The following is a 26,166-nucleotide window of genomic DNA, read 5'->3' as shown; positions in this document are numbered from 1 at the left end:
CCTCTATAATTGATAATCATTTTCAATTATAGAGGAATCCTCTGCAAAATACTAGATCAGGAAATGATTTCTTTGACTGGAAATCCTCATAATACGCCAGAAAACAATCGAGCAAATGATTCCTTCAACCGCTCTTTTAAGCCTCTTTTATAAAAATGAACAGGACCCATTTGCTCACATTCCTTCATATCTTCCTCATAGTGGGCCATCAATTGCTCAATTGGCTTTTTCGCAGCTGTAAAGACATTGACCTCAAAATTAAGCTGAAAGCTTCTCATATCAACATTTGCAGTGCCGACAGAGGCGAGTTCTCCATCTGCGATCATCACCTTTTGATGCATGAACCCTTTTTGATAGTGATACACCTTGATGCCCTCTTTTAGAAGCTCAGAAAAATAGGATCGTGTGGCATATTGCGTGAGAAATCCGTCATTGATCTCCGGTACCATCACCCGCACATCCACCCCTCTCGTGGCAGCGATTTTGAGCGCAGTGCGAATTGATTCGTTTGGTACAAAGTAAGGTGTGGCAATCCAGACAAATTGTTTCGCATTAGATATGAGGGCATCATATAAATCACTCATACTTTCTTTCATATCAGGTCCAGTTGGTACAACCTGAATGACATCCTCTCCGGTCACAGGATGCGGCGTATGATACTTCGGATCATCAATTAATACTTCATCTGATACGTATTCCCAGTCAAGCATAAAAACGGAGTGAAGGGTCTGAACAGCCTCTCCCTTTAACATGGCATGCGTATCACGCCAAAAGCCGATCTTTTCATCCCGTCCTACGTATTCCTTGCCAACATTTAACCCTCCAACAAACCCTGTTTCTCCATCAATAATGACGATTTTTCGATGATTTCTGAAATTGAATTTTTGGTTAAAAAATCCATATTTTAAAGGTAGAAAAGGAGCGACCTTAACCCCTGCCTGCTTCAAGCGTTTAATATCTTTTCGTGAGAAACGAATGCTACCTGCCGCATCATATATGAAGCGGACCTCTACCCCTTCTTTCACTTTTTCAATTAAAATCTCCATCATTCGGTGACCGAGGAAATCGGATTTGAACATATAGTATTCTATATGAATGAACGATTTTGCCTTTTTTAGCTCTTCAAAAATTCGGGGAAACGTCTCCTCTCCATTTTTTAGAATGTCCATATCACTATTTGTATTCACATGCATGCCTGTAGCTTTTTCTGTGTATTGAAAAAAACCACGCTGATTATCGGTTAAACGTGATTCATCCGGCTTGCTCTCAAGCTCAGATATTCTTCTTAATTTTTCACGGTTATACATTCTCTTTGATTTGAATAAATGACCTTTTACATAGAGCTGCCCTGAGAACAGATAAAACATATAACCGATGATCGGGAAAAAAACCAGCACATATATCCATAACAACGTGTGCTGTGATGTACGGTTCTCCAGCATGAGTGAGACGATACTAAATAAAATAATGGCGATATAAATCGCTGCGTACAGCTGAACGCTCCACGCCGGCACAGTCCACCAATACACCACATATGCCCCAAATATCATAAAATATAAAAATAAAAATTCCAGTCTTCTCTTTTTCACATTCTCCGCCCTCATTCTGTCTTTTTCTCTTCCATACCCTTTGGACAGCTTGTATGAAACGCACGACCCATTCCTTTCTCCTAGCCTTTACAGACTTGCGCTATTTGATCCGATATAATAGAGAAATATGTGATGGAAAGGAAGATCTGTTATGCATACCCCCTCACCTCTTGAAAAAGGGAGCCATATACGTGTCATTGCCCCAAGCCGAAGTGCCAGCATTTTATCAGAAGAAGGAATTTCTCAAGCGAAAAAACGTTTAGAGTCTTTAGGCTTCACTGTCTCTTTGGGACAGCACGTGTTTGAATGTGACCTTCATTCCTCATCGTCTATTGAACACCGATTGTCTGATCTGCATGAGGCGTTCAGAGATAATGATGTCGATGGTATTTTAACAGCCATCGGAGGCTTCAACTGCAATGAACTTTTGCCTTATATTGATTACGACTTGATCCGTCAGCATCCTAAAGTCCTCTGCGGCTATAGTGATATCACTGCACTTGCAAACGCCATTACAGCGAAATGTGATATGGTGACATATTCAGGCCCCCATTTCTCAAGCTTTCAAATGGAGCAGGGACAGGAGGAGCAGACTGCCATGTTTCAAACTTGCTTGATGAACGGCGGCAAACCGTTTGATGTGATTCCATCGACAAAATGGAGTGATGATGCTTGGTATCTCGATCAAGCGAACAGGCAGTTTCATCCGACGAAATGGAACATATATCAGGAAGGAACAGCTGAAGGCACCTTGTATGGTGGAAACCTTTGTACACTGAACTTACTGCAAGGGACATCGTTTATGCCGAATGTAAAGGATGCGATCTTATTTGTGGAGGATGATGAGCTGGTGTTCCCTGAAACGTTCGCCAGAGACCTCACCTCCCTCTTGCAGCATGCACAATCAATCAAAGGATTGATCATCGGACGCTTTCAGAAGAAATCCAAGATGACAGAGGAACATTTGAGGTTCATTCTAGATAAGCACCCAATGCTCAAACACATCCCAGTGATGTACGATGTCGATATCGGACATACACAGCCCGTCTTCACCTTCCCAATTGGCGGAAACGTTCAGCTAGCGTGTACAAAAGGAGACATAAAGCTGCGCATTCATTCATAACTAAAGGCAAAAAAGCACCCGAATAGGCGGTGCTTTTTTCTATGCCGCCATCTTTTTTAAAATTTTTTTAGAAAAAGTGATCCAACCCTTCTTTCCCTTCGTTAAGTAGATGTAAAAAGAAAAGAGAGGAGGCAAAAATATGTTTTCTGATGTACTTAGCCAATTATTCGATTCTATTTCTAACATCATCAACACACTTGGATAATTCCATTTGCCGCACACATACTACATGCTTACCGAAGGGAGGCTGCACTCTATGTTCTCTGATGTACTTAGCCAATTATTCGATTCTATTTCTAACATTATTAATACACTTGGATAATTTTCAAAACCCGCTATCCTCAAGAGATAGCGGGTTTTTACATATTTTGAGTGGATGACATGTTGTTCCATTAAATAAATCTAGAACAATGCCTTCTATGAGCATGTTTCTGTTAAGTTATTTAAACAAACCTAATTGGATGCTATAATCTATTAAAGGAATATATTAACTATTTAAGGAGATATAATGAAAAAACGTTTGATTGGTTTGTTTTTTATTACTCTTTGTATTCTTGGATTAAGTTCCACTCCAAATCGTCTCACTCTTTCTGAAGAAGAATTAGATCAAAAGGTGACACAAGTATTAGACTCGTTATGGAAAGAGCATGGCTTGTTACATTATCAAATCGTTAAGACAGATCCCACAATTTCCATCGGCATCAATACTTCAAAAGATATAGCAGGTTTGCAGTCTGTATTAGAAAAGAAACTTCCTAAACAAGCATTAGAGAATTATGAAATTGAAATTTTCCAGAGAAATAAAAATGATATAAACGTTGAATGACAAAAACCCACTCCTGTTCTGAGTGGGTTTCTGCGTGTTCTTACATCTTTTCCGGAGCCGATACACCAATTAGTTTTAATGCATTAGCGAGCGTGATTTGTGTTGCTTTCATGAGTGAAAGACGTGCTGTTGTTTTTGTTTCGTTTTCTACATCGATGACCTTCTCGGCATTGTAGAAGCTGTGAAGGGCTGATGCAAGGTCGTAAATATAGTTCGTCACGCGGTGCGGAATACGCTTTTCAGCTGCTTCTGCTACAACTTCTGGGAAGCTGCCAATGATTTTCAGAAGATCGTATTCTTTTTCCGATTGAATGTGAGAGAAATCGGCTTTTTCAAGGTTTGGTTCGTAGCCTTTTTCTTCTCCTTGACGCAGCATGCTGCAAATTCTCGCATGCGCATATTGTGCATAGTACACAGGGTTTTCGTTAGACGTAGAAATGGCTAGGTCTAGGTCAAAGTCCATATGTGTCGCCGCACTTCTCATCGCAAAGAAATAACGAGTCGCATCTAAGCCGACTTCTTCAATGAGATCACGCATTGTGACAGCTTTTCCTGTACGCTTACTCATCTTCATCTTTTCACCGTTTTTATAAAGATGCACAAGCTGGATAATTTCTACTTCAAGCTTGCCAGCTGGATATCCAAGTGCTTGGATCGCCGCTTTCATTCGAGGGATATAGCCGTGATGGTCCGCTCCCCAAATATTAATAAGCTGGTCAAAGCCTCTGTCTAGTTTGTCTTTATGATATGCGATGTCTGGAAGCAGGTAAGTGAAGCTGCCGTCTTTTTTAATCAGCACACGGTCCTTGTCATCGCCAAAATCAGTTGAACGCAGCCATGTTGCGCCGTCTTCTTCAAAGACATAGCCTTTTTCACGAAGTGTTTCCAGCGCTAGTTCGATTTTTCCGTTTTCATATAAAGAGGTTTCTGAATACCATACATCAAATGGCACACGGAAATTCTCAAGGTCTACACGTAATTTCTCTAATTCGTATTTCAATCCGTATTCACGGAAGAACTTCATCCGCTCTTCTTCTGGTTCATGAACGAAACGGTCACCAAATTCATCCGCAAGCTTTTGTCCGATGCCTTTGATATCTTCCCCTCTGTAGCCGTCTTCAGGCATTTCTTTTTCAAGACCGAGTGCCTCAAAATAACGTGCTTCGACAGATAAAGCGAGGTTATTAATTTGATTCCCTGCATCGTTGATATAGTATTCACGGCTCACATCGAACCCTGCTTTATCAAGGATGTTGCAAAGGGAATCTCCTACAGCTGCTCCGCGGGCATGTCCAAGGTGAAGGTCACCTGTTGGGTTGGCTGAGACGAATTCGACTTGCACCTTTTGACCGCCGCCTGTATTCGTTTCGCCATAAGCTTCTTTTGCTTCAAGGACAGCTGGAATCAGCTTTGTTAAATACTGATTGTTCATATAAAAGTTAATGAATCCTGGACCTGCGATATCCAGTTTTTCAATGGAAGCTTTCCCTTTATCAAACGCATTGACGATGTCTTCTGCGATTTGACGAGGTGCTTTTTTCGCAATGCGGGCAAGCTGCATCGCCATGTTGGTAGAGTAATCACCGTGAGTTTTGTCTTTCGGCACTTCTAAAAGGACATCTGGTACCTGGCTTTCATCGGCAAGTCCTGCTTTGACGACTGCCGCAATGATTTCTTCTTTTAACGCATCTTTGACCTGTTCTGCGATATTCATGAACGTAAATCCTCCTTATACGAAATCGATAATGTATGTAAATGCTTTTGATCTTCTCCTGTCAGCATATCGTACGTAATGTGCAGCAGTCCCTTGTCCACATCGAGATCAATGCCATGTGTGTGCACATCTAACTGAAGTGTACCGAATGGCATCGTGTAATGTGTGACGGTCGTTTCTCCAATGAGAAAGCGCTGCTTCATTTGAATAGCTCCTGATCTCATGACAAAAATTTCTTTTTCACTCATTTTCACAACGGTTTTTACTTGACCCATTTCATGTTCTTCATGGTAAGTGAGATACGTTTTGTCATTCTTCTCTTGATACGTTCCAGTCGTGCGGAATTCGATCGTTTCAGCCGGCTCCGTCTCTGGTTTCATCACTGACTTTACATGAATTGAAATTTGGTTTTGTGTCATTTTGCACTTCCTTTGCTAAGACCCGTTTAACTAAAATAGTATACCATATTCATGATCGCCTATCATACCATCATTTCTCTTCTTCACGGCGATTAAACTTCGTTTTTCATCTTAAGCCATCCCTTTAGAAAAAAAGAAAAATGCAACTGACCAATACGACAAGTCCAGCCTTTACGCCTAAGTCTTTTCTTTTCAATAAATAAAAAAGAGCCTGTATGCCTGAACTTGCCAAAAATGCCTGAAAAAAATCAAATGGTGCGATTTGATCCTTTTTAAATACCACCTGCATGAATAACGCAATGGCCGTCAGATAGAAAAAACCTCGATCCTGAAATAAACCAACTAACTCTTCCTTTGCTTCCTTTTTCGAAGCAAAGACAGGCGGATCAGCTGCGAGCTCTCGTTTCAGTGTGAGAAAGCCTGCCGCTAATACGCAAAAAGCGAGGGACACCATCAATATTGAAGAAAACATGAGCTGCCTCCTTTAAGTTTGATCAATGTAAAAAAAGAGCTTGTCCACATGAGATGACAAGCTCCTCTATCAACTAATTATTTCACAAATCCAAGCAGCATTTCGCGTAAAAGCTTACTCGCTGTATTCGCTGTTTGGTCAGAGTGATCATATACAGGTGCTACCTCGACAAGGTCTGCCCCGACTACTTGGACGTCAGATCCTGCAATCGCATGAATGGATGCAAGCAGCTCTTTTGATGTAATACCGCCAGCATCTACCGTTCCTGTACCAGGTGCATGGGCTGGGTCAAGTACATCAATATCTATCGTCACATATACTGGACGCCCTTTTAGCTTTGGCAATACTTGCTTCAATGGCTCCAGCACTTCAAATTTAGAAATGTGCATACCCGCTTCTTTTGCCCATTCAAATTCTTCTTTCATTCCAGAACGGATGCCGAAAGAGAATACATTTTCAGCTCCAATAAGTCCTGCAACTTTACGGATCGGTGTTGAATGTGAAAGTGGCTCACCTTCATATTCCTCACGAAGATCTGTATGTGCGTCCATATGGATGATGGCCAAATCAGGGTATTTCTTATACATCGCACGGAAAATCGGCCAAGACACAAGATGCTCGCCGCCCATTCCTAATGGAAACTTCCCTTTTTCTAAAATGCTGTCGACATACTCTTCAATTAAATCTAAGCTCTTTTGTGCATTCCCAAAAGGAAGTGGGATGTCCCCCGCATCAAAGAATGGCACCTCGTGCAGCTCACGATCTAAATAAGGGCTGTATTCCTCTAAACCGATCGATACTTCACGAATGCGGTTCGGACCGAAACGTGAACCTGGGCGGTAGCTAACTGTCCAGTCCATCGGCATGCCGTATAAAATGACCTTTGCATCTTCCCATGTCGGATGACTTCCAATAAACACTTTTCCTGAATAAGCCTCGTCGAATCTCATGCAAGATTCCTCCTTTTACGCTTCAAAAAATGCGCAAACTGTCATTTGCGCATTCCCATTTCGCTTGATTTATTTGATTAAGTCGCTCACAAATTTCGGCAGAACGAATGCCGCTTTGTGCAATTCTTTTGTGTAATATTTCGTATCAATATCAAAGAAACGGCTGTCTTCTACAGCAAGTGGATCATATTTTTTAGAACCGATGGTGAATGTCCAAAGACCGCTTGGATACGTTGGAATATTCGCTGTGTAAAGCTTCGTAATTGGGAAAATTTCTTTTACATCACGCTGTACATTTGTAATCAGCTCAGGTGTAAACCAAGGGTTGTCCGTTTGTGCAACGAAAATACCGTCTTCTTTGAGTGCCTTTGAGATTCCTGCGTAAAATCCTTTAGAGAATAGGTTCACAGCTGGTCCAACTGGCTCAGTTGAGTCCACCATGATCACATCATACTCGTTTTCAGCTTCAGCAATGTGCATAAAGCCGTCTCCGACTTTGACATCTACACGAGGATCGTCTAGTTTCCCAGCAATAGAAGGAAGGAATTTTTTCGAGTATTCGATAACCTTTCCGTCAATATCAACAAGTGTCGCTTTTTTCACACTTGGGTGTTTGAGAATCTCACGAATAACACCGCCGTCTCCTCCACCTACGACAAGAACATTTTCCGGGTTTGGATGAGTGAAAAGAGGAACATGAGCCACCATTTCGTGGTATACAAACTCATCTTTCTCAGATGTCATCACCATGCCGTCTAAAAACAGCATATTGCCAAACTCTTCTGTTTCCACCATTTCTAAATGCTGAAAGTCTGTTTGTTCTGTGTGAAGGGTTTTGTTCACCTTCAATGTAATACCAAAATTCTTCGTTTGCTTCTCTGTATACCAAAGTTCGCTCATTGTTCATCTTCCTCTCATCCAATAATAAACAAACATCTATTGTTAGCGCCTTTTATCGGCTTTGACTATATCGATTGTCCAAGAAAAAAGTATAGTGGATTCATATCAAATTGTAAAGAACCGCATGAGTTCTCTTCATTTTTTAAAGCGCTCCTGCAATCGTTTGTTTAAAACGGTTTTCTTTGTTCCATACTGATAAAAAACCGTCAAAATGGGGGCTTTGCATGGACACAATCATGAGTAATAAAAAAATCCGCATGACCGTGAAAACGATTCGAGCCTGTTTTTTTATCGGCTTGCTCGCTTTTCTATTTGCAGGCACTGTCTTTTTGACGATTCTATTAATAGCTAAATGGCAAGGTGCCCCTTCTGTTCAAGTTCCCCAATCCACGACCATTTATGCAGCCGATGGATCAAAGCTTGGAGAATCAAACTTTGGAGAAAAGAGATATTGGGTGCCACTGAAGGACATGTCCCCTCATATCAGGCAGGCGGCTGTAGCTGTTGAGGATAAAACCTTTTATGAGCATCATGGCTTTGATATAAAACGGATGGCAGGTGCTGCGGTCGCTGATATTCGCGCCATGGCAAAGGTACAAGGTGCCAGTACAATCACCCAGCAATATGCACGAAATCTTTATTTAGATCACGATAAAACGTGGAAACGGAAGTGGAATGAAGCCTTTTACACGATTCGTTTAGAGCAAAACTATACAAAAGATGAGATTTTAGAAGGATACTTGAACACCATTTATTATGGTCACGGAGCGTACGGTGTGGAAGCAGCGTCACGTCTGTATTTCGGAAAAAAAGCAAAGAACTTAACCCTCGCTGAATCTGCCCTTCTTGCCGGTATCCCAAAGGGGCCTTCTCTCTATTCCCCTTATGTGAATGAGGAGAAAGCCGGAGCAAGAAAGAATATGATTTTGAGACAAATGCAAGAGGATGGCATGATTACGAAAAAAGCAGCCGATGACGCTGCGAAAGAAAAGCTGTCCTATCGCCCTTTGCAGAAGAAGCAGCTGCAAGCAAAGCAAGCCCCGTATTTTTATGACGATGTGATTCGAGAGTTGAAACAAAGCTTGGGGTTAACAGAGGAACAGATCGAAACCTATGGACTTCATATCCAAACGACCCTTAATCCAGAATTACAGAAAATCGCAGAAAAGACGTTAAAAAACACGATGAATTCCAAATCAGATATCCAAATTGGCTTTGCCGCCATCCATCCTCAAACAGGGCATGTACTTGCCCTCATAGGTGGGAGAGATTATGAGAAAAGTCCATTCAATCGGGTGACACAAGCAAAAAGGCAGCCCGGTTCAACCATGAAACCCCTTCTTTATTACATTGCCTTGCAAAACGGGTTTACACCCGCAACCGTCATGCGCAGTGAGGAAACGGTGTTTGAACTGGATGATCAAGGCAGCGGTGCGGCTTATTCACCAAGCAATTATCACGGCTATTACGCCAATGACGGCATTACAATGCTACAAGCTTTAGCGCTGTCTGATAATATTTACGCTGTAAAGACCCATCTATTTTTAGGAATGGAGCAGCTTGTACGTGCTGGCAAAACATTTGGAATCAAGGAGAAACTAGACCAAGTACCATCTCTTGCTCTAGGCACGTCTCCTGTGAAACCCATCGAAATGACCAATGCTTACGCCATGCTGGTCAATGGCGGAAAACGCGTCAAACCAACCTTTATTACGAAAGTAACCGACGCAAAAGGCAATGTACTTTTTGAAGAGAAACAAAAACGAGAACAAATCCTCGATGAAAAAGCAGCCTTTGTCACTACCGATATGATGTCAGGAATGTTCAACGATCAATTAAATGGCTATACAAGTGTCACAGGTCGCACCATTATAAAGGAACTTACACGAACATACGGAGGGAAATCCGGGACAACAGGAGCCGACAGCTGGATGATCGGCTTCTCTCCCCAGCTCGTCACAGGTGTATGGACTGGCTATGATAAAGGCCGCACCATTGACTCAGTCGAAGAAACGGCCTATGCGAAAAAAATATGGGCTTCCTTTATGGAATCAGCCCTCTCGAAGCAGCCAGCCTCCTCCTTCATGCCGCCTGACGGTGTCAAAGGGGTATATATCAATCCAAAAACTGGCGATCTCGCAGGACCAGGATGTGAATCAAAGGTATTCACCTATTTTATAGAAGGAACAGAGCCGACAGGTCTCTGCTATGGTGCTGAGGACAAAGCCTCTGAACAGGAAACAGTTCAAGATCAAAAGCCAAAGAAATGGTGGGAAAAGTGGCTGAAACGTTAAAAAAAGACATGAAAAACCCCGAGATCAATATCTCGGGATTCTCCATGTCCTAGCTTTAACACCAGTTTACTCAAAAAACGGATGGATTTGGTAGCGATCCGCCATTCTTCACAAAAATTTCACAATTATTCAGGGACAGCCAATCCTTCTTTTAATTCATCTGTCGATGCGTCCCATAGTGCTTCATTGTGACCCTTTAAGAAATCAGCCAGCACCTTTTTGGATACGTCATCCATATGACTGACAACGATTTTTCGCTTCATCGATTTATCCATTAAATTCACATGCTCTGGAAGTGACTTATACCCGCGGCGAATCGAACGGTCAACGGTCATCTCACAAGCCGTCACCCCTGCATAATAAGGGCCTTCTTCTCTGCGGTCAATCGTCACCCATACGAGCCAATAAGGCTTTCCGTTCGGTACTTCTTCTTTTGTTTTCAAAAATTTAATTCCTTTTTCGACGGCACTTCTTGCATGCATGGCACCAATATCAATGACAGCTTCCTTTTCCTCTACATCAATGATGACTGGCGAGATATTATCAAGACTGAGGGCACCTGCCCCAAAGCCTCCATGTCCGTCGGTTGCATCTGTTTTTTTAATGATGTTAAAACCAATTGGTTTCTTCTTTTTACCTTCCATTCATTAAACCTCCTAAAGCAGCGGCTTCAAAATAAGATTAAACCAGTATATGATTTGATCCCGCATTCCGATCAATGGACCAAACACAAACTGACCCAGCGGTGTGATCACGAATATGAGAAAAATAATGATCCCATATTGTTCAAATTGCGTCATTTTCGCACGAATACCAGGACTGACCACGTCCTCAATGATACGATATCCATCCAGCGGCGGAAGCGGCAATAAGTTAAATAGGAACAAAATGACGTTCAAGTTAATAAAGATCTGGAAGAAATAATCGACTCCCGGCTCAAAGCGCATGATCCATTCCCCGCCAAACTTCTGAAGAAGCACATACACAAGAAAGCCCAAAAACGCCAGCACTAAGTTACTTAATGGCCCAGCAATGGAGACACAAATCCCTGCTAAACGCGGTTTTTTAAAATGGTAACGATTCACTGGTACAGGTCTCGCCCAGCCAAACCCCGCCACAAAGATCAAAATCGTCCCGAATATATCGAGATGCTTCAGTGGATTTAACGTCAGTCTCCCTTGATTCTTAGCCGTCGGGTCTCCGAAACGGTACGCAACATATGCATGTGCCAGCTCGTGCATCGTAAATGCAACAACAAGCGTAATGGCGACATATGGAATAAGTTCTAATGGATAAACAAGAAATTGGTTCAAAGGCATGAATCCCTCTTTCTTTCTATACAATGATTTACTTCATTCAGTATACTATAAGAAGTCCCTTAAACTAAAGGGAAGCGTAGCATGAAAGGAAAAAGGAGGTTATTACATTGCCGATCATCACCGTTCAGATGCTTGAAGGAAGAACAGACGAGCAGAAAAGAGCCCTTGTGGAGAAAGTCACTGATGCCGTTGTGGAAACAACAGGCGCAGGTGCAGAAAAAGTCTCTGTCATTATTGAAGAAATGAAAAAAGAACACTATGCCGTAGCAGGAAAGCGAATGAGCGACCTGTAAGCATATTAACAGACGACATTTTTAAAAGAGCCTGCCTTCAGCTTTAGACATCCCCGCAGTCGTGAGCACTGTGATCATGAGTGTCACATACTGAAAAGAAGAGAAAGGGCTAAAATAATGTTCATTTTAGTCCTTTCTCTTCTGATTTTTTTTATCAACTATTTTCATAATGCTTGTAGCAGCTAAAGCAGATGAAAAAACAATAATCAATTTTCCTACAATAATTTTATAACCACCTGTAAATACAACAATTGCTATGACAGTGATTGATATTATTAATAATAATATAAATAAGTTCCTCAATTTAATTACCCCTAACTAGAAAAAGTATTAATAAGTTTAGTGTCTTGAATTAGATAAGCTTTATCTGCTAGAGTCTCTTTCAAGTGCTCAGAATGAGTGATTATAATGATAGATTTTGCATGTTCTTCTTTGTATTTTTTAATAAGATCAATTACCATTCTCTGTGATTGGATGTCCCAAGACATGAATGGCTCATCTAATAAAAGAAGATCTGGTTGTTTCGAAATACTCCCAATGAAGAAAAGTTTATCTTTCATTCCTTCAGAATAATGCTCAACCCTAGTATCTAAATGCTGAGTCATACCTAGTTTATCAGAATAGAAACTAACATTTCCCCAAAATAGTTTTTTAGGTATTTCCCAAAGATTTCTGATTAACTCTAAATTCTCTTTGCCTGTAAGAATATCATATAGTAAATGATTGCTTGGAATGTAAGCAATATTTCTTTTATATTCGTTTAAATTATCAACGGGGTTATTCTTAAAATGAAGTTCACCTTGAAATTCAGCAATACCTGCGATCACCTTTAATAAAGTAGACTTTCCAGCACCATTTGCACCTAAAATACAAATAATTTCATGTGCATAGAGATCAAGATTTATGTCCTCTAATATTGGCTTACCTTTATCGTAATAAAAACTAACCTTTTTTAAACTTAGTAATTTAGACATTAATTAAGAATCCACCTCCAAAAGATACAAGGTTAAAAAGGAAGAGTACAATACAAAAATTCAGGCTTGCTTTCTTAGAATATCCAACAAAATTGACTAATCCTAAAAACAAAACTCGAGAAGCCCATACTACTGTTATGAAAGTTAAAAGAACCACCATGAACATGACAAAAGAATTCTCAAACATAAATATTAAATTTATACCGACTGAATTCCCAAAAAATATTAACGAGTTGTAAGTCAAAATGACAACAAAAAAATGACTTATTTTTAATGTAGGGTGGAAAAAAATCATGACTATTAAATACACCAAAGAAATAATAAAATTAATGATTAAGTAAAAAGGTGTGAAAACAAAAGCAATAAAGACATATAGAGCGAAGAAGTTGTAATTTTCACTACTAGGAAGAATTTGCACGATAATACAAGTTACAAAAAACATATTGAATAAAATAATGATTAAGTTCTGAAACAATATTGATCTACTAGTTACTTTTTCTATATTTAACGTTAAATAATTCTGGGGTTTAAAAACAAGTTGCATCTTTTCCTCCTAAAATGAAATTTATTAGCCTAGTTATATTCAAATCCAACTCACAAAATCTTCAATTATCGCTCCAAGAAATAAAAATGATGTTGCGATGAAGAGCATTATGAAACCCTCTCTAATCATTTTTATATAATTAACTTTACGAATTTCACCTTGCAAAAATCTCAAAAATATCACTCCTGTAAACGTTCCAAGGACTGAAAAGGATAACAAACCAAACAACTCAATAAAAAAGTGTGGCAGTAATCCTGTAAACAAAGATTCTATATTTCCTTTAATCATCAAACTATTAATTGTATTACCGACAACATAACCATTCATACACATTACAAAAATAGGGATAGCACCACAAGTAAATAGTCCACCAATTAGACAAAGTAAACCAACATCTAGATTATTTAGAAATATGCTTCCATAATATACACTATCAGAATTAGACTGAACTAAGCCTCCTTTTCGGAAAAATATACCGCCAAAAACACCTGCAAAAAATACTACTATGAATAAAATATAAACATTCTTCCATCTTTTAAATATGTTAATTAATCTAGTCAAAAAATACCTCTTTCTATCTTCTCAATTCCCTTTTCAACAATTTTTTTAGATATTATTTTAAACACAATCATTGATAACATGAAATAAATAAAATAGTACCAGTCAATATAATGAATCCATTTATAGATAGGTACAAATATGTTTATGAAGCTAAAAATTAAAAGTGGAACAAGTATAAAGTTTCTTGGTAGACTTTGAGACTTAATATGTAATATTTTTTCATCGTAGGTACTTCCAACTTCCTGTATATCATCAAAAGAAAATTTGGAAAATAAAGGAGCCATATACAATTGAATGAGTGGTGATATTTTATACACAGCAAACAACAATATAAATATTTGCAAACAAGATATTAAATTCAATTCTTTCACTAAATTGATAACAATTAAAGATATGATGATATTAATAACCAGAGGTATAAATAAACATACTTCCAACAATTTTATTTTAGATTCAAATAATTTTTCTACACCATTTGGAGACGTTTTTAACAAATGAATACTTTTACCTTCAGAACCTAAAAAGAATACTTGAGGATACTCATAAGAAACTTCAAAGCAATGAATAATTATTGTTAAAACATTAAATAGAAGCAGCATTGCCATAATGAATGAACTGTCCTCAGAGTTCTCCACTATCCCTAATAAAACCCCACAATAAAAAAAGCCTTCTAACGAATATATAATAATAGAAAAGACTCCTGGTGATACAATCCAACGTTTTCTTTCTAAATTAATAAGCTCTTTTTTAAACAGAAAATTATTCTCTGTTCTGAAAATCTTATTTACTAGTTTTATATATAGTGTAAACCAATCAAATAATTCCTGCTTAGATTTTATTTGTTCATTTTTATAATAATTTGGATAAAAATAACGTGTGATAAAGACAATACACATCGTTAAAGCAAAGAATACCAATATTAATATTGGTAGGTTAATAGAATATATAATACCGTCGTAAATACTTCCTATATTTTTTTTAAAATAAATAAAATTCCCCTTGAATTCTTGAACAAATATATTTTTCACACTAATCCAATAGGAATCATTTAATAGTTGTTCTACATTTTCAAATGGTTCTCTTAAAGCAAATATTAGTTTTGCAAATTGATGACTCATTATGTATCCAAGAGTCATTAAAACACAGGAAAAAAACATATATATAGCAAATCTAAAGAAACCAATTTTATTTTTAATTTTATATGTTTGATACTTCCCCATTAAAAGATTCGAAATTATAAATGTGAAGAAAATAAACAAAATGAGATTGAGATTTAACAATAAAAACAAACTTAAAGGTATTTTCAAAATAAAAAAGAGACATACAATTGTTGTTATTAAAATATTTCCAAATTGCATCAAAAACCAAAGCAGTTCTTCAGTCAGTAGTAAAACATATATTTGTCGCTGACTTAGTGGAGATGCACTCAATAGATCCTGATATATTGAAAAATGGGTCCTTCTATATGTTGAAATTCCACTAGTTAGAGCTAAGAGGAATAATAAAAGGAATATCCCAAATAAGATCATTTCATTCCATCTATCAACAAAAACACCGTACTTGTTATATAAAAAAAGGAATAGAATGATTGAAAAAATAGTGTGAATAACCATCTTAAATATAGCAATATTCTTTATCCTCTTAAGAAAAGGAATAAACTTTAGTAAAAAGGAATAGTCTTTTTCAGCACGCATAATCAAATGGATTTTTAAAATATTTATGTATCTTGTTATCACATGAAGAACTCCTAAAATAATATTCCCTATTGATCTCATTTCATTCTAATAAGAGGATTTCTCCTCTTATTAGAATAATTTTACCTTACCAAGCAATAAAGGCTTTTTTGCCTCTTTCTCTAAGTTGTTCTTTAAGATAGACTGTAAGTGCTTGTCTGCCGGCATTTGCAATTAGTCCTAATCCACCGGTTAAAAAACCTGATAATATACCGATTATGACTGAAGCTGTTGCCCCCATGTCTAGGTACCAAGTAATTGTACTACCTACTGCTGACGGAATACCAAACTCTTTAGTTAGATAAGCAATAGGTAAGTTCCCCATCACAAAAAAGTAAGCAAATAATAATGCAATACTCGCTAAAAGTAAGCCTGAGATTTTGAAAGCATTGACTCTTGCTGTCATTTTATCACCCCTTCCATCTGTTTATAGATTTGAAACATAATAGAATTTAATCATAGTTTAATTTAAAAAACAAGAAAAATTTTACTTATTTTAAAATAAAAACCTTATTAATGATAAGGTTTTTCCGCACCATATTAATTACAAATAGTATTTAGACACTTTAGATGCGAGATCATGGTCAAACTATATATTCTGAACATCCAAACAAAATATATTTATTTTCTAATAAGTATTTTAAGAGAAATCAAAGGGTTAAAATAACTTCACTCTAACCCTTTGAATATAGTTTATGATTTGTTCTTGAATTAAATCATACTAGCTCCTATCTTATCTGTACCAAGCTTTATTACGGTTTACTTGATTTTTATGAGCCGCATCAAAGTAGTCAACTGTGTAGGAATAATCATAATTCATTAAGCAGACAATGCCGCTGCCTTGAGGGTCATGAGGCAAACCAAAGTTATGACCGTATTCATGTGTAGCCGCTTTTGCTGTATTCGCTGTTCCTTGGTCAAGGTTCACGGCGAATGCACTTCCGCTTGGTGCACTATTGTAGACATAAGCGATTCCGCCAGCATCAAAGTTTGGATTTGCTGTAAATCCAGTGACAAAGTCGTATCCTCTGCCATCAAAGCTGCGCGCAAGGTTGGAAAGAATTTGTGATGAATTTGATCCCGAAGACGTCCAAGATCCTACTGCCTGTACAACAAAGTCCACATCATGATCACGGTTAAACGTGACATCTGCTTGCTCGATGATGTTGACAATCCGTGTTTGCCAGTCACTATATTTCGCACGATACTGCGCATCAGCAACCGCATAGACAGTGACCTTCTGACTGCCTGTACTTGCTTTTGTTGAAATTGAATCTCCTGTATTGGCCTTAAAGGTTCTCGAGCCTACCTGCTTACCAGACTCATCTAATACCTTTGTTGTCACATCTCGCTCAATTGGAGGTGCTGCCGTCAAATCTTTAAAATCGTTTGCTTTTGGCAACCCCTCACCAATGTGGGTTTCGAACGGCGCATGACCATGATCATGCCCATGACCAGCACTCGCTACTGGTGCTGAAGCTGAACTTACTCCCGGTAACAAACTACCTACCAATAAAAATGACAAAAAGACTGAACGCTTTTTCATTCCTATCCCTCCTTTGTTTTTCACAAAGTTATATATTCACTGAAAATTCACCATTTTCCTTCTCTTCAGTCAAAAACAGGGAATTAGATGCACAGAAAAAAAGTCGAATTACGTCATTTTCACTAATTTTTCAGATATTTTGACACACATTTCATCGAAAAATAGCGCTTTTGGTCTGGGTCATTTACTTAGTAAACATCCATGTTTTTCAAGAAATCATATCATGGACCTAACGACACATCTGAAAGAAACAAAAAATGATATTAGAAAAGATAAAGTCACACTTTACTGATACCAATTATACTTCTCTGCGGTTCTGCCTTATGATGAAGAACATAAAACATTGCTACCTCAAACAGAAGGGACGATCGGCATGACTGGAAAACAGCACATACAATTTGGATTAATGTTACATGGCCCAGGGGGTCACATGAATGCATGGAAGGATGAATCGGTTCCAGCAGATGCAAGTGTTAACATTGATTATTATCAAGCGATGACAAAAAAGGCAGAATCAGCGGGTTTCCGTTTTGTTTTTGTTGCAGATGGTTTATATATCCACGAACATTCAATTCCTCATTTCTTGAACCGATTTGAACCATTAACCATCTTATCTGCGCTTGCCACAGTCACCAAACAGATTGGACTTGTGGGTACTGTATCCACTTCATACAGTGAGCCCTTTACCATTGCCAGACAATTTGCTTCCTTGGACAAATTAAGTAAAGGCCGGGCAGGCTGGAATGTTGTGACTTCCCCATTAGAGGGCTCTGCTGAAAATCACATCATCCGTTCGCACCCAAGCCACTCACTTCGATATGAAATTGCAGAAGAGTACTTACATGTAGTGAACGGGCTTTGGAGCTCATGGGAAGAAGATGCTTTTGTAAGGGATCGTTCAACGGGGGTTTTCTTCGATCGAGATAAATTGCACACCTTAAACCATCATGGAAAACACTTTTCTGTCAAAGGTCCTTTAAATATTGAACGCTCTGAACAAGGGCAGCCCGTGATTTTCCAGGCAGGCGCTTCAGAGGCTGGAAAAGAGCTAGCCGCAAAAGAAGCAGACGCTGTATTTACAAATGCCGATTCACTTGAAAAGGCAAAAGCCTATTACCGCGACGTGAAAAATAGAGCCGAAGCGTTTGGGCGAAAACCATCTGATATCAAAATATTCCCTGGCATCCACCCGATTACAGGAAGAACAGTCGAAGAAGCAGAAGAAAAATATGAAGCCATTAAACATCTAGTCTCTATTGAAGAAGCTCTGCATTATCTGGGCCGATTCTTTGACCACTTGGACTTCAGTCAATTCCCGCTTGATGAACCTTTTCCTGATATAGGTGACGCTGGGTCAAACAGCTTCCAATCCACAACAGAGTCCATTAAGAAAATGGCCAAAGAGCAAAACCTGACCTTAAGAGAAGTCGCTTTACAAGTGACCACGCCCAAAAGTGCCTTTTTCGGCACTTACGAACAAGTAGCTGACAAATTAATTCAATGGATCGAAGAGGATGCCGCAGATGGATTTATTTTTGGCGCTCCGATTTTAGCTAGTGGTTTATCCGAATGGACGGAGCACGTCATTCCGATATTAGTCGAAAGAGGATATTACGATCCAAATTATCCAGCTCATACCCTTCGCGAAAACTTAGGCCTGCCCATTAAGAAGAATCAATTTCTGAAACAAACAGTGAAATAAACTTGAAAGAGGGGCTAGCATAAAGGCTAACCCCTCTTTTTATGATGGTTGGTGCTGGTGCAATCGACTTTCAATGAGATCAATGAACTGGAGCACAGCTCTTCCAGGCGTATCATTTGTTTTCCTCAATAGACCAACTGGCGGGGAAACTTGAATGCCCTTTATCTCTAATACCTTCGTACCGGGGAGTGTAAAAGAATGAGCCGTTCGTGTAAACAGAGATACTCCTAAGCCCGCCTGAACATAGTGTTTATGGGACATGCTGCTAGTAATCTCTAATTTCTTGTAATTTGTCCCAATGACATCGACGATTTGTTGTTCAATTTGGATACGTATGGGGCAATTGTGAGGTGTGAATAATATGGTCTCATTTTCTAAATCTGTTACCTCCACTGCCTCTTTTTCCGCCAATCGATGGGAAGACGGGACCAGTAGCACGATATCATCTTGAAAAAGCGGCTTATAGCTATTTTCCATCGAAGCTTCTGGTGCGCCGCAAATCGCAAAATCAATCTCATCATGGGAAAGCAAGGAACTCAGTGTATTCGCATCTGCTACTTGCACAGAAAATTCTACATTCGGAAACCTTTCCTTGAATTCTGCAAGGAGCGCCGGGAATTCTAAACTGGCAGTAGGCTCAGAAACACCGATGCGAATTAATCCCGCAATGCCCACTTCTAAATCTTGGAGCGTTTTCGTCAGTTTCTCATATTCATTGAGTAAAGAATTGGCTCTTTCATAAAAAAGCTGTCCTGATGCTGTTAACTTTAAGGTCTTCCCTCTCTCTAGAAGCTTCTCTCCAACTTCCTCTTCTAAATGCTTAATGTGCAAGGTAATGGTTGGCTGAGAATAATTCAGTGCTTCTGCTGCTTTTAAAAAATTCCCATATTTCACGATGGTGGCAAAGGTGCGGATCGCACGAATCTCCATAAAAACCCCTCTTTTCTCTATATTTTAAATAACTGAATCGTGTATTTATGATTACTAATTATACTTTTCAATTGGTTTGCCTTATTATAATTTATATTATCAACTATTCCAAGTTGTTTAGAAGGAATTATGTGAAATGGAGGAGACGAAATGACGAAAGTAACGATTATAGCAGGCGGACACTCCGTCCAATCTCGATTAACCGGTATTCTGCAGCATGTTCAGCAGCATTTAACGATCAATGGAATCGATGTACATATCATTCAAGTTCACCAGCTGCCTAGCAGCGCACTAATACGTGCGGACTTTTCAAACGAAGAGATTGTCAAGGCCATTGAACTTGTGAATGAGAGTGACGGTGTCATTGTGTTAACGCCTGTCTACAAAGCGTCATTTTCCGGTATTTTAAAAACGTTTTTAGATTTACTTCCACAGAAAGCGTTGCAAGGAAAACCCGTCCTTCCGTTCGTTTTAGGAGGAACCTACGGTCACCTGCTCGTCATTGAATATGCTCTTAAACCGATTATTCATCAACTTGGTGCAACAGTTGTTCAATCTGGCGTGTATGTAGTGGATCAACAGGTCACAAAGCAGGAATCAGGTGATTATTTACTTGATTCAGATGCCGCAAACAGGTTAAACCTCGCATTATCTCAATATCAAAGTCTGATAGGAGGAACAGCCAATGTCGTTCACCCTTAGTATTCTTGATCAAAGCCTTGTCGGTGAAAACGAGAACGCAGAGACGGGCATTCAGCATACTGTCAGATTGGCTGAAGCAGCGGATCAGCTTGGCTATCACAGGTTTTGGGTGTCTGAACATCACAATAACCCTCAAGTAGCAGGTTCTTCCCCTGAAGCTCTTGCCGGCTATCTCTTAGCAAAAACAAACAACATACGCATTGGGTCTGGCGGTGTAATGCTTCAGCATTACAGTCCGTTTAAGGTGGCTGAAACATTTCACGTCCTGGCATCATTAGCGCCTGGAAGGGTCGATTTAGGTGTTGGGAAAGCACCGGGAGGACTGAACCTATCGACACAAGCTCTTCAGGAAGATTATCAGGCGTCACGGAAGGATTTTTCTCAAAAATTAGTGGATCTCAACACCTATCTGACGGAACATACAAATGACTTGAATGCTCAGCCCATCCCGCGCATATCACCTGACATCTTCCTTTTAGGGGGAAGTACGGAGAGTGCTGAATTCGCAGCAAAACTTGGTATCTCCTTTGTGTTTGCCTTCTTTATTAATGGAGATGAAGCCTTATTAAAAGATGCAAGAGAGACCTTCCAAACATATCAGAAAGCGGGCGCCCGCCAGCAGTTCCTTCTTGCCATCACCGTTTCTGTAGCTGAAGATCACGAACAGGCACTCTCGCACATCAAACAAAAGGAAACAGTAAAGGTCTCCTTTTCCGATGGAAGAAAGCTGAATGTCACATCGTTAGAGGATGCAGAAAAACTGGTGAAAGAAACGGAGAAGGAACACTACAACATTCACGTACAAAAAGCCGGCTACACCGCTGGCACAAAAGAAACCGTTCATCACAGGCTGACTGAGCTATCCGAGTCATACGATATCAATGAATTCATCGTGCTGTCGCCAATCGTAGATATTGATAAAAGGATCACGTCTATTACTTTATTAAAAGAAGCACTTGATCAAGAACAAACAAACCAAAAACCAATCAATCAAGAGGTGAACGTCTAATGTCAAACAGTCAAAAAATCATTTTATGGAGCAAAAATGGATGCAGTTATTGCAAGAACATTCAATCCTACTTCAACGAACAACAGATTCCTTTTTCAACGATTGATGTCACAGAGCATGACGATTACAGAAACATTTTAGAAGCAAAATACGGTGTCCGCTATGTGCCTGTAGTTGAGATCAGCCATGATTCCCACGTGTATCAAGCATTGCTGAATCCAGATATCGAGACTTTAAGAAAAGCGTTAATCTGACATTACATTTTGAATGGAGGTTTGTCATGAGTCGAGATATTTTTCGCATCGCTACCGAAGAAGATGCACCAGCTTTTTTAGAATTGCTGTCCAGTGCATTTAAACCGCTTGGTGAAATGGGCATCGATTGGCCATCCACGAACGCCACACTGGAAATGGTCACAGAAAACATTAAACAGTCCGCTGCCGTTGTATTAGAACGAGACGGCCGGCTCATATCTACCATCACCATACGTTTTCCTTGGGAAAGCACTGAGCCGGTCTCAGGCTATCCATTTGTTTGGTGGTTTGCGACAGCTCCTGATTTAGCCGGTCAAGGGATTGGAAATAAGCTGCTCGATTATGTAGAAAACACCTTGCTTCGGCAGACATATAAAGCGCCTGCATATACACTGGGCACTTCTGGCCGGAAACACCCTTGGCTTTTAGAGATGTACGAACGAAAAGGATATACAAAATATATTGAACGCGAGGCTGAAAATGGAGATTTAGGTGTTTTGATGTATAAAGTGCTTATCCCTGAGCGCTTTGATCCAGACATTCTAGGGACACCACCCGCAGAAGAAAAAGTCGAAACGACTTCTACATAGGAGGTGATTCAACGTGGGTGAGTTTTTCAAATGGGAGTACGTGGTCACTCTCTTTCCTAAAGTGTTATCAGCCCTTCCAACGACCTTGCTGATTGTTTTATTTGCCACTTTGATTGGCGGCTTTCTTGGATTCATCCTTGCTTATTTTCGAATTGAGCGCATTCCTGTTCTGCACCAACTCAGTGCAGTCTATGTCTCTTTTATTCGCGGAACGCCTATCCTGGTTCAAATGTTTATTGTCTTTTATGGTCTGCCAGGTGTGCTCGCAGCAATTGGCCTTGATATCTCCATGTGGAACAAATTGATCTTTCTTTATATTACATATGGACTCAATACAGCTGCCTACTTTTCAGAAATATTCCGATCAGCCTTATCGAGTGTCCCAGCATCTCAATATGAAGCGGCTGCCTCGATTGGAATGACGAAATGGCAGATTTATAGAAGGACACTCATTCCTCAAGCAGGGAGAATCGCGCTCCCGAATATTGGCGTGGCTATTGTCAACTTATTACAAAATACCTCCCTCGCCTTCACACTGGGCGTGATGGATATTATAGGAAAGGTCCAAACATTAGGGGCTTTATACTATCGCGTTTTAGAAGGATACTTTATTGCTGCCGTTATATTTATCATTTTAAGTCTGCTGCTGGAAAAAGCGTTTGACCTATTGGAAAAACAGATCAATACACCGAAAACAAGGAAGCAGCGTCAGACGACATTCGTTTCCTTAAAAAGACCCGAAACAGCTTTCACAGTCGAAAAGCGTGCGAAGTAAAACGAGGAGGATTTCACATGAAAAATAACAAACAATTCAAAAAACATTACATCATCGGTCTGCTTACACTCGGCTCACTGCTGCTTGCTGCCTGCGGAAATGCAGAACAATCGAGTGGAAACAAAGCGGAAGCAGCGAATAATGATCCAGATGCGAAAGAAATCATCGTTGGCACAGGGAACGCTTATCAGCCTTTCGTTTACTTAGATGAAAACGGTCAACTAACAGGCTATGAGAAGGCTGTATTAGATGAAGTGGATCAGCTGCTTCCACAATATAAGTTTAAATATGAATCCTTCGAATTTAAAAATATTCTGCCCGCTTTAGATGCTGGCAAAGTAGATCTCGCTGCCCATCAATATGAAATCAATGATGAGCGCCAGAAGAAGTATCTATTTGGAAAAGTTGGCTACACAGATTATACAAGCTATGTGGTTGTTGATAAAGCCTCCGGTCATGATTTTCAAAGCCTTGACGATTTGGCTGGACACAAAGTGCATACCTCTACAGGAAGTAATTTCGCTTATCTTCTTGAGCAATATAACAAAAAGCATGATCGGAAAATTGACATTGTCTACGGAGATGGCGGGAACGAGATTCTCGTCAAAAACCTTCAAAATGGCACAGTCGATGCGGCCCTGCTCACAAAGTATGACGTCAACAAGCTAAACAAACAATTTAATGCCAATCTAGTCACCTCTGGAAAGCCTGTAAACGTATCTAAAACGTATTATCTTTATCAAAAAAACAATACGAAACTTCAAAAAGACATTGATCAAGCATTACAAAAACTAATCGATAACGGCAAGCTCGCTGAATTGTCTAAGAAAATATTGGGCGGAGACTTTACTACATCATAAGAAAGGAGCGATCTGAGTGGATTTTGATGTTGCCTTTATGCTACAGGCCTTTATAGCCTCACTTCATTATTTGCCAACGACACTGCTATTAGGCTTTCTCCCGCTACTATTTGGCTCTGTCTTTGGATTTGGTATTGCCCTTATCCGTTTTTATCAGGTGCCTGTATTGTCTCCTTTGTTTAAATGGTTTGTGGCTATTTTTAAAGCAATTCCGGTTGTCCTGATTTTGCTCGTATCTTATCTGCTTTTTTCCGATTCACTGGACCATTTGGCTGCATCTCTTTCTCTTCAGATTCGTTTCAGTGATTTGGACAGACGATGGATTGCCATTTTCGCCCTTACTTTATATGCCGTAAGCGGGTTATCTGAAATATTTCGAAGCTCTCTTGCATCTATTCCAAAGGGACAATTCGATGCTGCTCTATCCGTTGGTTTCACCAGCAGACAGGTTTTAAGAAGGGTCATCATACCGCAAGTCTTTCCCATCTCCCTTCCAATGCTGAACAACATGCTGATCAGTTTAATCAAAGCCTCTTCTCTCGTTTCTATGGTGTCTGTGGTCGATATTTTAAACGGCGCTTTAATTAAAGCCAATGTGAACTATCGTTATCTTGAAGCATACATCGCCGTTGCCCTGATCTACTGGGCCCTGTGTGCCTCAATCGAAGCCATTACAGCCGGATATGAGAAATATGGACATAAAAACAAAAGGAGACGATTGGCATGATTGATATCAAACAGGTGCATAAAGCGTTCGGTAAAAATCAGATTCTGAGAGGAATTGATTTAACGGTAGAAAGAGGCGAAGTGGTCGTCATTTTAGGTCCGAGCGGTTCTGGAAAATCAACCTTTCTGCGATGCTTGAATTTTCTTGAGCGTGCAGATCAAGGAGAAATCAGCATTGATCACACGACCGTCAAGTTCAATCAAGCAAGGCCTAAAGACATTCTCGCACTTCGCAGAAAAACCGCCATGGTCTTTCAGCAATACGATCTATTTCTTCATAAAACAGCACTTGAAAACGTCATGGAAGGTTTAGTCATTGCCCGTAAACAACCAAAAGATCAAGCCTATGACACATCTCTCCAATTACTCACAAAGGTCGGATTACTGGAGAAAAAGGATGCCTATCCGCATCAATTATCTGGCGGACAGCAGCAGCGAGTCGGCATTGCACGGGCACTGGCTTTGAATCCAGAAGTCATTTTATTCGACGAACCGACCTCTGCATTAGATCCAGAACTTGTAGGAGAAACGCTTGATGTCATTAAACAGGTAGCACAAACCGGGGTCACCATGATCATCGTCACCCACGAGATGAGCTTTGCCTATGATATTGCTGACAGGGTGATTTTCATGGAGGATGGAGTCATCGTCGAATCAGGTACGCCGGAAGAAGTCTTTGAACAGACGAAAGAAGAACGTACAAAACAATTTTTAGCAAGATTCTCTTATCACCATTCATAAAATACAAGTCGATCCATGGGGTCGGCTTGTTTCTGTGCAAAATAAAAACCAGTCTGTTCTAGCCATCAGCCATCACATACTGGTTCTTCTCGTTAGTTCAATTCCTTCAACTGATCAATATAAGCAAGGGCAGCCTCAAATTCTTCGTCCGTATAGCGCTGCTTGCTTTTAATGGTGAAGACCTTTTCCTTTATCTCATCTTCTGGCAGGTCATCAAAATATAAAATCGTTGAGACAAGCTCTAGGAAACGGGACGATTGCTCGTTCATCTGGTGCGTCAGCGCTTTGAGGTCAGGCATGTCCACTTCACATTGATCGAGAAACTCTTTCCCATTGTCCGTCAGCGAATAGCGATATTGATAGTATCCGCCCTTTTTTTCCTTCATTTCGTCCAAGAATCCAAGGTTGCACAGCTCTTCAATTCTGAGCGTCAACTCCTCTGAATAGGGGCCATAAAAATGAAAATCGTATTTCTCGTAAAAAGGCAAATTTAGCTTTTTTGCTATGTAAATCATCTTTTGCAGCTTCTTCCGTCCAACGATTTCCCCTGATTCAGAGAATACCTTCATCAACTTTGCATGCTCTTTCAACAAATTCCCGACATCTCCTTTTTCAGTACT

General features: G+C 39.7%; 28 protein-coding genes. 13 read left to right on the top strand and 15 right to left on the bottom strand.

Annotation, left to right across the window (positions count from 1 at the left end; all coding sequences use genetic code 11):
• Positions 1-86: 86 nt before the first annotated feature.
• Positions 87-1,604 carry a cardiolipin synthase gene (gene cls / locus C9414_RS01550; RefSeq protein ID WP_249117613.1) on the bottom strand — a complete coding sequence of 506 codons (1,518 nt, stop codon included), beginning with the start codon at positions 1,602-1,604 and terminating at the stop codon, positions 87-89.
• Between the two features lie 136 nt (positions 1,605-1,740).
• Here cls and C9414_RS01545 point away from each other — a divergent pair, with 136 nt between their 5' ends.
• Positions 1,741-2,712, top strand: coding sequence for a S66 family peptidase (locus tag C9414_RS01545; RefSeq protein WP_107162930.1), 972 nt, complete (start codon positions 1,741-1,743; stop codon positions 2,710-2,712).
• Positions 2,713-3,220: 508 nt separating this feature from the next.
• Positions 3,221-3,538, top strand: coding sequence for a YolC/YozM family protein (locus C9414_RS01540; protein WP_041087791.1), 318 nt, complete (start codon positions 3,221-3,223; stop codon positions 3,536-3,538).
• Positions 3,539-3,578: 40 nt separating this feature from the next.
• Here the strand turns inward: C9414_RS01540 and argS are convergent, their stop codons facing one another.
• The 5 genes from argS to speE all read right to left on the bottom strand — a co-directional run bounded on the left by argS (position 3,579) and on the right by speE (position 7,993).
• Positions 3,579-5,252 carry an arginine--tRNA ligase gene (argS, locus tag C9414_RS01535; protein ID WP_107162929.1) on the bottom strand — a complete coding sequence of 558 codons (1,674 nt, stop codon included), beginning with the start codon at positions 5,250-5,252 and terminating at the stop codon, positions 3,579-3,581.
• Positions 5,249-5,671 (bottom strand): YwiB family protein, encoded by a 423-nt coding sequence (locus C9414_RS01530; protein ID WP_003215400.1) that lies wholly within the window; start codon positions 5,669-5,671, stop codon positions 5,249-5,251. The genes argS and C9414_RS01530 overlap by 4 nt, the downstream gene beginning before the upstream one ends.
• Before the next feature lie 124 nt (positions 5,672-5,795).
• Positions 5,796-6,143 carry a hypothetical protein gene (locus C9414_RS01525; protein ID WP_107162928.1) on the bottom strand — a complete coding sequence of 116 codons (348 nt, stop codon included), beginning with the start codon at positions 6,141-6,143 and terminating at the stop codon, positions 5,796-5,798.
• A gap of 77 nt (positions 6,144-6,220) precedes the next feature.
• Positions 6,221-7,093 (bottom strand): agmatinase, encoded by an 873-nt coding sequence (gene speB, locus C9414_RS01520; protein ID WP_107162927.1) that lies wholly within the window; start codon positions 7,091-7,093, stop codon positions 6,221-6,223.
• Positions 7,094-7,162: 69 nt separating this feature from the next.
• Positions 7,163-7,993, bottom strand: coding sequence for a spermidine synthase (speE, locus tag C9414_RS01515; RefSeq protein ID WP_047202571.1), 831 nt, complete (start codon positions 7,991-7,993; stop codon positions 7,163-7,165).
• A gap of 224 nt (positions 7,994-8,217) precedes the next feature.
• On the opposite strand from speE, the gene C9414_RS01510 reads away from it, so the two are divergent.
• A complete protein-coding gene (locus C9414_RS01510) occupies positions 8,218-10,287 on the top strand; it encodes a transglycosylase domain-containing protein (protein ID WP_107162926.1) in 2,070 nt (689 codons plus the stop codon).
• Positions 10,288-10,412: 125 nt separating this feature from the next.
• On the opposite strand, the gene C9414_RS01505 is transcribed toward C9414_RS01510, so the two are convergent.
• Both C9414_RS01505 and C9414_RS01500 read right to left on the bottom strand, forming a co-directional pair.
• Positions 10,413-10,931: a YwhD family protein gene (locus C9414_RS01505; protein ID WP_039182196.1), complete on the bottom strand. Its 519-nt coding sequence runs from the start codon at positions 10,929-10,931 to the stop codon at positions 10,413-10,415.
• A gap of 12 nt (positions 10,932-10,943) precedes the next feature.
• Complete coding sequence (locus C9414_RS01500; RefSeq protein ID WP_224929975.1) at positions 10,944-11,600, bottom strand: site-2 protease family protein; 657 nt, start codon at positions 11,598-11,600, stop codon at positions 10,944-10,946.
• A 113-nt stretch (positions 11,601-11,713) separates the two neighbouring features.
• Here C9414_RS01500 and C9414_RS01495 point away from each other — a divergent pair, with 113 nt between their 5' ends.
• Positions 11,714-11,899, top strand: coding sequence for a 2-hydroxymuconate tautomerase (locus C9414_RS01495; RefSeq protein WP_008343530.1), 186 nt, complete (start codon positions 11,714-11,716; stop codon positions 11,897-11,899).
• Between the two features lie 314 nt (positions 11,900-12,213).
• Here the strand turns inward: C9414_RS01495 and C9414_RS01490 are convergent, their stop codons facing one another.
• The 5 genes from C9414_RS01490 to C9414_RS01465 all read right to left on the bottom strand — a co-directional run bounded on the left by C9414_RS01490 (position 12,214) and on the right by C9414_RS01465 (position 17,257).
• Complete coding sequence (locus C9414_RS01490; protein WP_107162925.1) at positions 12,214-12,873, bottom strand: ATP-binding cassette domain-containing protein; 660 nt, start codon at positions 12,871-12,873, stop codon at positions 12,214-12,216.
• Between the two features lie 583 nt (positions 12,874-13,456).
• Positions 13,457-13,978 carry a stage II sporulation protein M gene (locus C9414_RS01480; protein ID WP_107162923.1) on the bottom strand — a complete coding sequence of 174 codons (522 nt, stop codon included), beginning with the start codon at positions 13,976-13,978 and terminating at the stop codon, positions 13,457-13,459.
• Positions 13,975-15,714, bottom strand: coding sequence for a hypothetical protein (locus tag C9414_RS01475; RefSeq protein WP_107162922.1), 1,740 nt, complete (start codon positions 15,712-15,714; stop codon positions 13,975-13,977). The genes C9414_RS01480 and C9414_RS01475 overlap by 4 nt, the downstream gene beginning before the upstream one ends.
• Positions 15,715-15,799: 85 nt before the next feature.
• Positions 15,800-16,117, bottom strand: coding sequence for an uberolysin/carnocyclin family circular bacteriocin (locus C9414_RS01470; protein WP_107162921.1), 318 nt, complete (start codon positions 16,115-16,117; stop codon positions 15,800-15,802).
• A 327-nt stretch (positions 16,118-16,444) separates the two neighbouring features.
• Positions 16,445-17,257 carry a zinc-dependent metalloprotease gene (locus C9414_RS01465; protein WP_041087780.1) on the bottom strand — a complete coding sequence of 271 codons (813 nt, stop codon included), beginning with the start codon at positions 17,255-17,257 and terminating at the stop codon, positions 16,445-16,447.
• A gap of 373 nt (positions 17,258-17,630) precedes the next feature.
• Between C9414_RS01465 and C9414_RS01460 the strand changes: the two genes are divergently transcribed.
• Complete coding sequence (locus C9414_RS01460; RefSeq protein ID WP_107162920.1) at positions 17,631-18,959, top strand: LLM class flavin-dependent oxidoreductase; 1,329 nt, start codon at positions 17,631-17,633, stop codon at positions 18,957-18,959.
• Between the two features lie 39 nt (positions 18,960-18,998).
• On the opposite strand, the gene C9414_RS01455 is transcribed toward C9414_RS01460, so the two are convergent.
• Positions 18,999-19,889 carry a LysR family transcriptional regulator gene (locus C9414_RS01455; RefSeq protein WP_047202578.1) on the bottom strand — a complete coding sequence of 297 codons (891 nt, stop codon included), beginning with the start codon at positions 19,887-19,889 and terminating at the stop codon, positions 18,999-19,001.
• Between the two features lie 150 nt (positions 19,890-20,039).
• On the opposite strand from C9414_RS01455, the gene ssuE reads away from it, so the two are divergent.
• From ssuE to C9414_RS01415, 8 genes are read left to right on the top strand one after another with little or no spacing between them, the layout of a single operon-like run.
• Positions 20,040-20,591: an NADPH-dependent FMN reductase gene (ssuE, locus tag C9414_RS01450; RefSeq protein WP_107162919.1), complete on the top strand. Its 552-nt coding sequence runs from the start codon at positions 20,040-20,042 to the stop codon at positions 20,589-20,591.
• Positions 20,575-21,600: an LLM class flavin-dependent oxidoreductase gene (locus tag C9414_RS01445; protein WP_107162918.1), complete on the top strand. Its 1,026-nt coding sequence runs from the start codon at positions 20,575-20,577 to the stop codon at positions 21,598-21,600. Before ssuE ends, C9414_RS01445 begins: the two co-directional genes overlap by 17 nt.
• On the top strand, positions 21,600-21,854 hold the full coding sequence (locus C9414_RS01440) for a glutaredoxin family protein (protein WP_106025504.1): 255 nt from the start codon (positions 21,600-21,602) through the stop codon (positions 21,852-21,854). The genes C9414_RS01445 and C9414_RS01440 overlap by 1 nt, the downstream gene beginning before the upstream one ends.
• A gap of 26 nt (positions 21,855-21,880) precedes the next feature.
• On the top strand, positions 21,881-22,444 hold the full coding sequence (locus C9414_RS01435) for a GNAT family N-acetyltransferase (RefSeq protein WP_058838526.1): 564 nt from the start codon (positions 21,881-21,883) through the stop codon (positions 22,442-22,444).
• A gap of 13 nt (positions 22,445-22,457) precedes the next feature.
• On the top strand, positions 22,458-23,219 hold the full coding sequence (locus C9414_RS01430; protein WP_058838525.1) for an amino acid ABC transporter permease: 762 nt from the start codon (positions 22,458-22,460) through the stop codon (positions 23,217-23,219).
• A gap of 17 nt (positions 23,220-23,236) precedes the next feature.
• The gene (locus C9414_RS01425; protein ID WP_047202584.1) at positions 23,237-24,079 is read left to right on the top strand and encodes a transporter substrate-binding domain-containing protein; all 843 of its coding nucleotides are present in this window, start codon (positions 23,237-23,239) and stop codon (positions 24,077-24,079) included.
• Between the two features lie 16 nt (positions 24,080-24,095).
• Positions 24,096-24,806 (top strand): ABC transporter permease subunit, encoded by a 711-nt coding sequence (locus C9414_RS01420; RefSeq protein WP_107162917.1) that lies wholly within the window; start codon positions 24,096-24,098, stop codon positions 24,804-24,806.
• The gene (locus C9414_RS01415) at positions 24,803-25,546 is read left to right on the top strand and encodes an amino acid ABC transporter ATP-binding protein (protein WP_107162916.1); all 744 of its coding nucleotides are present in this window, start codon (positions 24,803-24,805) and stop codon (positions 25,544-25,546) included. The genes C9414_RS01420 and C9414_RS01415 overlap by 4 nt, the downstream gene beginning before the upstream one ends.
• A gap of 92 nt (positions 25,547-25,638) precedes the next feature.
• Here C9414_RS01415 and C9414_RS01410 read toward each other — a convergent pair whose 3' ends face one another.
• Entirely contained in the window at positions 25,639-26,139 is a 501-nt protein-coding gene (locus C9414_RS01410; protein ID WP_047202587.1) for a YwgA family protein, read from the bottom strand.
• Positions 26,140-26,166: the final 27 nt, after the last annotated feature.

Source organism: Bacillus sp. Nf3 (genome assembly GCF_003028545.1).
Classification (GTDB): Bacteria; Bacillota; Bacilli; order Bacillales; family Bacillaceae; genus Bacillus; species Bacillus safensis.
This window is presented reverse-complemented; position numbering and strand designations above follow the sequence as displayed.